The following is an 8,558-nucleotide window of genomic DNA, read 5'->3' on the forward strand; positions in this document are numbered from 1 at the left end:
ATTTAGTTTAAATATTTTTCAATTGAATTTACTGCATTACCTAACTCAAAAGGTAGTGTTTTACCTTCAATGATTTGTTGATATTTTTGAGCAATTTCAGGATTTTGAATAAAATATTTCATTCCATCATAAATTGCTTCTTCTTCATTATCGATAATATATCCTAATTCGCCATCATTTAACATTTCTCTAACTCCCGAAACATCTGTTGTAATAATTGGTTTTGCTAAAACCATCGCTTCAAATAAAACAGTTGGATAACCTTCGTAACGAGAGGACAAAATATAATAATCGGCTTGAACAAAATAAGGATATGGATTTTCTTTGAAACCAATCAAATGTGCTGTTTCTTCAACTTTTAATTCTTCAACCAATTTTTTGATATTCGGAAAATCATAACCATCACCAACAATCCAAACTTGATGTTGAAAGCCTTCGTCTAACAATCTGCGATGCGCTCTCAATAGACGATCAAATCCTTTTTGTGGAAAAACTGTTCCGATTGAAACAAATGTCGGTTGATCAGTTTTTTTCTGAATCTCACAAGGTTCTAATGCTGACTTTTTAATTTCATTGACATCAATAGGATTATAAATTCGAACCACTTTTTGTTTTTGTTCATCTGAATTTGCTAAACCTAAAAATAATTGATTAATTTTTTCTGAAATCACTAGAATCTGATCAAACTTGAAAAAATTTTTCAATCGTTCTGTTGTATATTCAGGAATATTCGACAAATCATTGTGAATCCAAACTATCTTTTTAGAAGATTTAATCGGAGAATTCAAGATTTCATCTGCCATTCCATGAATTGCCGCAAACTCTATATCGTATTTTTTATTTGGTAAAATAAATTTATAAAGCAACTTTGGAAACGTTGACAAAATCTTTTGATAAATCACTCGAAAAGCTTTTTGCGGAATATCCTGCGGACGATTCGTCGTAATCATTTCACCTTTATTCAAATAATAGATATTAATCCAAGATGGAACATCTTTTAAATACTTACCCGAATAGAGATTTAACAACAAATCAATTTCGTGTTTTTCTGGTGAAAGATTTTTGAGAAAAGTGACCAATACTTTTTCAGCACCTCCATGACGAAGTGAGCCAATACGTATTAATATTTTCTTCTTTTCTGCCATTATTTCGCTGTTGATTTACGTTTATATAAATAGAAATCTCGACCAGAAGGTTTGAATTTATAGATTTTATCTAAAATTGGATTATCCGACTTTGCAACATCAGCAATTTTAAATTCTTTGATTAATTCATAATCTTCATAAATAGATTTATCAGCTAATTCGCCTTTGAACATTGGCTTAAAATCTTCCAAAATATATTTCGGTTTTGCTTTATTTATAAGATTAGAAAAACCTACTTCTTTACCATTTTTCACGATATTTTCTTCTGTTAATCTTTTATCAACCAACCCAACATAATCGATTACTTTCAATTTAGAAAAATAAGGAATATAACCTGCTGGTTCTAAGAATATATAATTGTCTTTGTTAGGTTCAATCGAATCTAAATACAAACCTATTTTACGTGCATGATTCCATTCTCCGTGTCCCGTTGCGATAGAATGAACCGCTTGATATAACGTAAATGGAATAAAAAAGATAATAAAATATACTATTGAAAAAGTTTTATACTCATCGGAATCTAAAACAATTAATATAATAGGTAAGAATAGACAGATTTGTGGAATCCAATAATACCAATCGAACCATGAATTAGCCGCACCAAAAATGAACGTTTTAACAAGTCCAAACAAGAACAAAAACGAAACAACTTTTCGTTTATCAACATTCCATTTTTTATTTAATATAACTAAACAAATTAGAGATATTAGAAATAAAATTATAGTTGAAAAGTTAAAGATAGATGTTGGAAATTTTACAATCCCGAAATAATTTAGTCCAAAGAATTTGATTTCATTCCATCTTTCTAAAATAGTTGGATTTGAGTAGTTATTCTTTTTTGAAGTAATTGTATTATTTACAATTTCTCCAAAATAAAACCAATTAAAAGCTACTGTAGATAAAACAGCTAAAATACCACCAATCATCAATGCGTTATTCCATTTACGTTGCTGAATTACATCGTAAATAAATAACAATCCTAAGAAAATACACGTATCAATACGCGTCCAAAGGATTAAAACTGGAAACAGAATAAATGCCCAATTTTTTCTTTCTACAAAACCATATTTTATCAATGCCATATAGAAAAAGAAAAGCATTCCGAATTCCATTCCTAAGATTGACATCTTTATAGCTGGCGGTAAAAAACTAACAAATAAAATGAATAAAATAATCTTATTTGTAGAATTAAAAAATAGTTTTCCAAGCCAATAAATACCAACTGTCAATAAGATTGTATTGAAAATAAGGAGTGGATAAATGAAGTTTCCTTCTCCAAAAAAAGACTGAAAAATAACTCCTACAAAAACATAAAGATGCGTGGTAGAGGCCGAAATTTTTTCAGCACCATTATAACCGTAAACACCATATTCGATGATATTTCGAGCAACACGCCACGAAATTAAAGCATCTTCTTGTATATGGCGAGTAAAGAAAAAGATAGATTTAAGAAGTAAAATCAATATTGAAGCAATAAAAATTTTACTTTTATTCAAAGAATCTTTCATAGCTATAGTTTGGTCGTACAAATATAGTTTTATTTATTAAAATATCTAAAATTAGATTTTGTAGCGATCGAAAACATTGCTTCATCACCTTTTGTATCACCAAAAGCAATAATTTGATCGTACAAAGACAAATCAATCTCTTTCTCGATTCTATTCTTTTTTTCTTGATAATTACAATTTGGTGAAGCAAATTTCCCTGTAAAAAAACCTTGTTCATCATATTTTGCTTTGGTGCAAATTAGTCCCATTTCATAATAATCAGCAAAAGGTTGAATCCAAAAATCGACAGAAGCTGAAACGATAAATTTGTCATTATAATTACTTAACGATTTAATATATTCATCAGCTTTTGAATAAATTAATTCTTGATGATTTTTTTCGAAATAATTTTGAGCTAATTGGTTAATTTCAACATAAGATTTTCCTTTCAAAAATTTCGAAATAAACATTTCTTTTACAAAACCAGCATCAATTATCTTTAATTTTGAAACGACAAACAACGGTATAAACATCAGATAATTAACGAAATAAACTTTAGAAAAAGAGAATTTTAAAAAATCGAATAAGGTATCTTTACAAGTTAATGTTCCATCAAAATCAAAAAGGTATAAATTGCGATTCATTACATTTTCATTTTTTTGAAAATAAATTCAGGAACATTACGAATTATCATCATAATTCCCCACCACAAAAATGTTACATAAACAACATTTTTCTTTTTGACATAAGCCTTATAAATAATATTAGCCGCTTGGTCTGGTTGAGCTGTTAATGGTTTTGGTGTTTCGATATCAGCTGTCATTTGTGTATCCATAAATCCTGGAATAACCGTCATTACATGAACTTTTTTATGGAATAAATAATTTCTCAAACCAGCTAAATAAGCTGTGAAACCAGCTTTTGCAGATCCATAAATAAAATTGCTTTGACGACCACGTTCACCAGCTACAGACGACAATCCAATGATAGTTCCCGAACCTTTTGCTTCGAATTTCTGCGCAAAATGATTAATTAAGACAATTAATTTTGAGTAATTAACTTCTACTATTTGTTTCGTATTCCAATCATCGTATAAACCTTCTTCCGAATTTTTTCCTAAATATCCAGCTGCACAAAACAATAATTCAGAATCAATATGAGAAATTAAAGAATAATCGTTTTCTTTTGTTAAATCGAAATGAACAATCTCGCATTTTTGCTCATATTTTGCATAAAAATGTAGTGCTAATTTCTTTGTTTTTTCGATGTTTGATGTAAATAAATAAACCATCGGAAAACGTTTACCTTCTTTCAAAACCTTTTCTACAAAAGCTATTGCTACATCAGAATTTGATCCTATTACTATCATTTTTGTTTAAATCTATTGATACGTTCGTTTTGCATCGACTCGAATTTTGGAGAATCGATATGTTGTAAATAATCTGTCAAAGCAGGATTAGACATCGCGTCTTTTGTCCGGTAAATATGTCCTCCATAATCCATCACAATTTTATCTAAACTTGCAATTAATTTTTCTAATTTATTATTCACTTTAAAGTCTAAAGCCAACGTGTATCCTTTCATTGGAAACGAATTATACGCTTTTGGATTATTATCACCAAACAATTTCAATACGACTAAAAAAGAACCATTTCCACTAGCAGCAATTGTTTCCAAAATCTTTCGCATTCCTTCTTTTCCCGTCTCCTTTGGAATCACAAATTGATATTGAATAAAACCATTTTTCCCATAAATACGATTCCAATTATGAACAGCATCTAACGGATAAAAAAATGTTTCGTAATCCACATAATTTTTCAAATGCTTTTTACCTTGTTTATTAAAATACAACCAATTGAAAATCTTGATTGATAAAGGATTCAACGCAAAATTTGGAAAGAAAAATGGAATATTTAAGTTTAATTTTTTCTTAATTTTTAAAGGATTCTTTTTTAATTTTTGAGGTAATTCGTCTAAAGTTGCATGTTCGCCACGCAACATAATCGATTTTCCTAAAGAAGTTCCTTTTTGTAAACAATCTAACCACGCAACATTATACGTCCAAGATTCAGAAGATTCAAATAATTCGAAAATTTCATCTAAATTCTTTGCCTGAATTGCTTCATTTCGGATATATGCTGACTCAATTTTTTTCAACATAAATTTAGCAGAAATAATAATTCCTGTCAATCCCATTCCTCCTATTGTTGCCCAAAACAAATCTGTGTTTTCATTTCTTGAACAATGTAAAATATCTCCATTTTCGATCATTAAATCAAAATGAATTAAATGATCTGAAAAACATCCGTCGATATGATGATTTTTTCCGTGAACATCCGAAGCGATTGCTCCTCCAATTGTAATAAATTTTGTACCTGGCGTTACCGAAATAAAATATCCTGCTGGAATTGAAACTTCTAAAATATCTGATAATAAAACGCCTGATTCTACTTCTATAGTTCCAATTTTGCGGTCAAAATCGATAAATTTATTCCATTTCGATGTTGAAATAATTGTATTTTGTAATGATGCATCTCCATAACAACGACCATTTCCTCTCGCTATAACTTCTTCATTCGAAAGAATTGCTTCCTGAAATTCTAGAATTGTAGTTGGAGAAACAACATTGGCTTTTATAGATGGATATAGTCCCCAATTGGCAACTGGGATTAATTTTTTATTTTCCATTGTTAAAATAAATCAATAAAACATAACAGATTCCCCACATTACAATTAAAATTTGTAGAAAATGATCTTTAAAAATCAATTTAGTTGGAGATTCGGTTTTAGCAAATACAAATGTCTGTTGCAAATAGCGCAAAACAGCTGCAAAAACAAAGACAAAGGTATAAATAATATAATGGTGAAATTTGGATTGAGTTTCTGGAGAAAGAATAAACATCATGTAACAAATTACAGCGACAGTACAAGTTATGGATAAAGCTGAATTAAGAAAATTGAGATTATAACCATCTAGAGATTTCCTTGTAATTCCTTGTAAATCGGCGTTAATTAATTCCCCTCTACGTTTTCCTAAAGCTAAAATTAGTGCCAAATCAAATACTAACAAAGTTGTCCAATCTGTTACTAAGATTCCTGTCATATATCCTCCTACAAAAACTCTTAGTAAGAATCCAAATGCTATAATCATCACATCAAGAATTGCAATTTGTTTTAACTTGAATGAATAAGCCAAATTCATAAAAAAGTAAATTCCAACAAGAATTGCGACATATTTATTTCCAAAAAAATAAATCAGAATTGATGTTACAATGACTAAAATAACAAATAGAATTAAAGCATTTTGCTTCGATATTTTACCACTTGCCAATGGTCTATTTTTCTTTTCGGGATGTTTTTTATCTTTTTCTATATCGACATAATCATTGATAATATAAATACTACTTGCCACAAACGAAAAGATTAAAAAGCCATAAAACGACTCAATAAACAAATCGATATTCAATAAATTTCCCGAAAAAAATATTGGTAAAAAAACAAATAGATTTTTCACCCATTGGTTAACTCGTATAAGTTTTAAATAGTTTAGCATTTAATTATTATTTTTCCAATCTCTATAAATCTGATTTGATTTTTCTCTAATTTTTCCTAAATCATCAATATAATAAATAAGTTCCTTTATTTTAGTGTCGTAATTATCGTTCACAAAATTTAATAAATCTGTCCACTCTTCAAAAGATAATTCCACAAAGTTTTCTGTAGCATAACATTCCGAACCTTTAGCATTTAATCTTAGCTGATAATTTAGACGTTTTATTGGTGTATTATACTGGGATTTATATATATCAGCAAAAATAGTTTGTTTAAAATGTAAATCAGATTTATCCATTTGTATATAATTTATTTCAAAATCTATAGGCAAAGGAACCGAAATATGATAAAAAAACAAATTAGGTTTAATTTGTAAACCTGATAAAATATGATGAAATATTGTATTTACTTTTATGTGTTCTTTATGCCAATCAATCGGAAAGGGAATAAATATATTAGAAATACTTTTATTATTTAATAATTCTTTTAAATCTGAGTAATCTTCATAACTGTTAGATACAACCAATTCAAAACCAATTTTATTCTTTAATTCAATCAATTCATTTCTTCTTACAGTTTTATTTGTTTCATTATAATTATTTCCTAAGAATTGAAAATAATAAACGATTGTATTTTTTTTCAATAACAGCTGACTATTACCTATCCATTCGTCATCGGCATGAGGAACCAACACTAAATTTTGGGATTCAGATACATCAAATGGTTTTCTATTTTTATATGATTCGACTTTTTGAAAATGATATTGTAGATACCATTTTAGCAGATATTTATAACGTCGTAATTTATTTTTTAATTGTTTACTAATCATACAAAATTATTATTCAATTAATGAATTCCATTGATTAATAATTAGATCTTTTCTCCACTTTTCAGAATTTTCTCCACTTAATTTATTGAGTAACTCTAAATCCTCTTCATAATCAATTAAGTATTGTAATTTTTCTTTAAAAAGTTGTTTATCATTCATAGGAATTAAAAAACCATTTTTCTCATTCACAATATCAGAAGGTCCATACTTGCAGTTATAAGAAATTAATGCGTTAGCTGTTAAATTCGCTTCAATCAAAACCGTTGGTAAACATTCGGTTTTACTTGTAAAAAGAAAAATTTTACTTTTCGAAAGTTCTTGAAAAATTTCTGAAATAGTTTGACTTCCTAAAAATAGAATTTTATCATTTAAAATCTCAATAGATTTCACTTTGTTTTCTAACTCATTTTTAGATGGTCCATCTCCAATAATCTTAAATTTAAAATCTTTTAAATTGATTTCATTAACTATATCAATCAATTCACCAACATTTTTATCCGCATCTAATCGACCAACATAAATTAACGTATTTTCTTTTTGATCAATCAAACTTTCATCAAAAGATTCAAAAGGTTCTCCTATTAAATTAGGAATCAAGTGAACATTTTTATGAATATTTTTATAATGTTCTAAAGAATTGGAGTTAATACAAACAACACCTTTCAAATTTTTGTAATGTTTTCGTAAAGTATCTTTCCATAATTTTCCTCCTACTTCAAAATTTGCATGTTCCCAAGCAATTGTCTTTCCTCTTACTTTTTTATTCAATGCTAATTGAGCAGATAATTTATACCAACTTGAGATAATTACATCATAATTTTGACCATTCTTGTTCATCCATTTATGTAACATTTCCCATTGACCGAAATCATACACATAATTTTTGATGTTATTTTTATAGGGCAATTTTGGAAAATACTTATTCAAGTTAACATTAATTTTTTGAAATCCCCAATGCGAAAAAGTATCAATTACAATAATCTTAACTCGATGGTCTAATTCAAAAAAGCTACTTTTTTCATTGATCATAATCACAATTGAAACATCATAACCTTTCTCCACTAATTCGTTCGCCAAGGAAACTAATACGCGTGCGACTCCCCCAGCCTTGAAAAGCTTGTAATAAACAAATAGTATTTTTTTTGGTTGGTTGGTCATATTACTACTTCTTTAAAATATTCTTTAAATCTTTACTCAAAACTGTATTGAATTTTTCAACTCCAATTTGATTCAAATGGTTATTGTCAAAAAAATCTGTAGAATCTTTCAATTCAATTAAGTTTTGATAATTTTTATAATTACCTAAATTACTTAAAAAACGATCCACATCTTTATTATTATTAATTGATTTATAAAGCGTTTTTGTAATAGGTGCTTGAACAATATAAACATCAATTCCTTTACTTTTTATAAACTCTACCCGTAGTGCATTTGTATTAGCTTGTATATAAAAGTTGTACAAGCTACTAAAAAGCAGTAAATTGTAGTTACTACACACACAATTCAATGCACAACTTTAAAGCAAATTACGATAAAATTTTAGAA

At 28.0% G+C, this 8,558-nt stretch carries 9 protein-coding genes; all 9 read right to left on the bottom strand.

Annotation, left to right across the window (positions count from 1 at the left end):
* Positions 1–2: 2 nt before the first annotated feature.
* The 9 genes from G0Q09_RS05165 to G0Q09_RS05205 are packed head-to-tail and all read right to left on the bottom strand — an operon-like array spanning position 3 to position 8,475.
* Positions 3–1,145 (bottom strand): glycosyltransferase, encoded by a 1,143-nt coding sequence (locus G0Q09_RS05165; protein ID WP_219034169.1) that lies wholly within the window; start codon positions 1,143–1,145, stop codon positions 3–5.
* The gene (locus G0Q09_RS05170) at positions 1,145–2,653 is read right to left on the bottom strand and encodes a DUF8728 domain-containing protein (protein WP_219034170.1); all 1,509 of its coding nucleotides are present in this window, start codon (positions 2,651–2,653) and stop codon (positions 1,145–1,147) included. Before G0Q09_RS05170 ends, G0Q09_RS05165 begins: the two co-directional genes overlap by 1 nt.
* Before the next feature lie 29 nt (positions 2,654–2,682).
* Positions 2,683–3,276: an HAD-IB family hydrolase gene (locus tag G0Q09_RS05175; RefSeq protein ID WP_219034171.1), complete on the bottom strand. Its 594-nt coding sequence runs from the start codon at positions 3,274–3,276 to the stop codon at positions 2,683–2,685.
* A complete protein-coding gene (locus G0Q09_RS05180) occupies positions 3,276–4,001 on the bottom strand; it encodes an SDR family NAD(P)-dependent oxidoreductase (RefSeq protein WP_219034172.1) in 726 nt (241 codons plus the stop codon). Before G0Q09_RS05180 ends, G0Q09_RS05175 begins: the two co-directional genes overlap by 1 nt.
* Positions 3,998–5,320 carry an FAD-binding oxidoreductase gene (locus G0Q09_RS05185; protein ID WP_219034173.1) on the bottom strand — a complete coding sequence of 441 codons (1,323 nt, stop codon included), beginning with the start codon at positions 5,318–5,320 and terminating at the stop codon, positions 3,998–4,000. Before G0Q09_RS05185 ends, G0Q09_RS05180 begins: the two co-directional genes overlap by 4 nt.
* On the bottom strand, positions 5,310–6,185 hold the full coding sequence (locus tag G0Q09_RS05190) for a UbiA prenyltransferase family protein (protein WP_219034174.1): 876 nt from the start codon (positions 6,183–6,185) through the stop codon (positions 5,310–5,312). Before G0Q09_RS05190 ends, G0Q09_RS05185 begins: the two co-directional genes overlap by 11 nt.
* Positions 6,186–7,013 carry a hypothetical protein gene (locus tag G0Q09_RS05195; protein ID WP_219034175.1) on the bottom strand — a complete coding sequence of 276 codons (828 nt, stop codon included), beginning with the start codon at positions 7,011–7,013 and terminating at the stop codon, positions 6,186–6,188.
* Between the two features lie 9 nt (positions 7,014–7,022).
* The gene (locus G0Q09_RS05200; RefSeq protein WP_180905871.1) at positions 7,023–8,171 is read right to left on the bottom strand and encodes a glycosyltransferase; all 1,149 of its coding nucleotides are present in this window, start codon (positions 8,169–8,171) and stop codon (positions 7,023–7,025) included.
* A 4-nt stretch (positions 8,172–8,175) separates the two neighbouring features.
* The gene (locus G0Q09_RS05205) at positions 8,176–8,475 is read right to left on the bottom strand and encodes a hypothetical protein (protein WP_219034176.1); all 300 of its coding nucleotides are present in this window, start codon (positions 8,473–8,475) and stop codon (positions 8,176–8,178) included.
* Positions 8,476–8,558 lie beyond the last annotated feature (83 nt).

Source organism: Empedobacter falsenii, assembly GCF_019308355.1.
Classification (GTDB): Bacteria; Bacteroidota; Bacteroidia; order Flavobacteriales; family Weeksellaceae; genus Empedobacter; species Empedobacter falsenii_B.

Excerpts from the sequence above, each read along its gene's own strand:
- G0Q09_RS05165 (WP_219034169.1), bottom strand. The coding sequence starts at position 1,145 with ATGGCAGAAAAGAAGAAAATATTAATACGTATTGGCTCACTTCGTCAT.
- G0Q09_RS05170 (WP_219034170.1), bottom strand. The coding sequence starts at position 2,653 with ATGAAAGATTCTTTGAATAAAAGTAAAATTTTTATTGCTTCAATATTG.
- G0Q09_RS05175 (WP_219034171.1), bottom strand. The coding sequence starts at position 3,276 with ATGAATCGCAATTTATACCTTTTTGATTTTGATGGAACATTAACTTGT.
- G0Q09_RS05180 (WP_219034172.1), bottom strand. The coding sequence starts at position 4,001 with ATGATAGTAATAGGATCAAATTCTGATGTAGCAATAGCTTTTGTAGAA.
- G0Q09_RS05185 (WP_219034173.1), bottom strand. The coding sequence starts at position 5,320 with ATGGAAAATAAAAAATTAATCCCAGTTGCCAATTGGGGACTATATCCA.
- G0Q09_RS05190 (WP_219034174.1), bottom strand. The coding sequence starts at position 6,185 with ATGCTAAACTATTTAAAACTTATACGAGTTAACCAATGGGTGAAAAAT.
- G0Q09_RS05195 (WP_219034175.1), bottom strand. The coding sequence starts at position 7,013 with ATGATTAGTAAACAATTAAAAAATAAATTACGACGTTATAAATATCTG.
- G0Q09_RS05200 (WP_180905871.1), bottom strand. The coding sequence starts at position 8,171 with ATGACCAACCAACCAAAAAAAATACTATTTGTTTATTACAAGCTTTTC.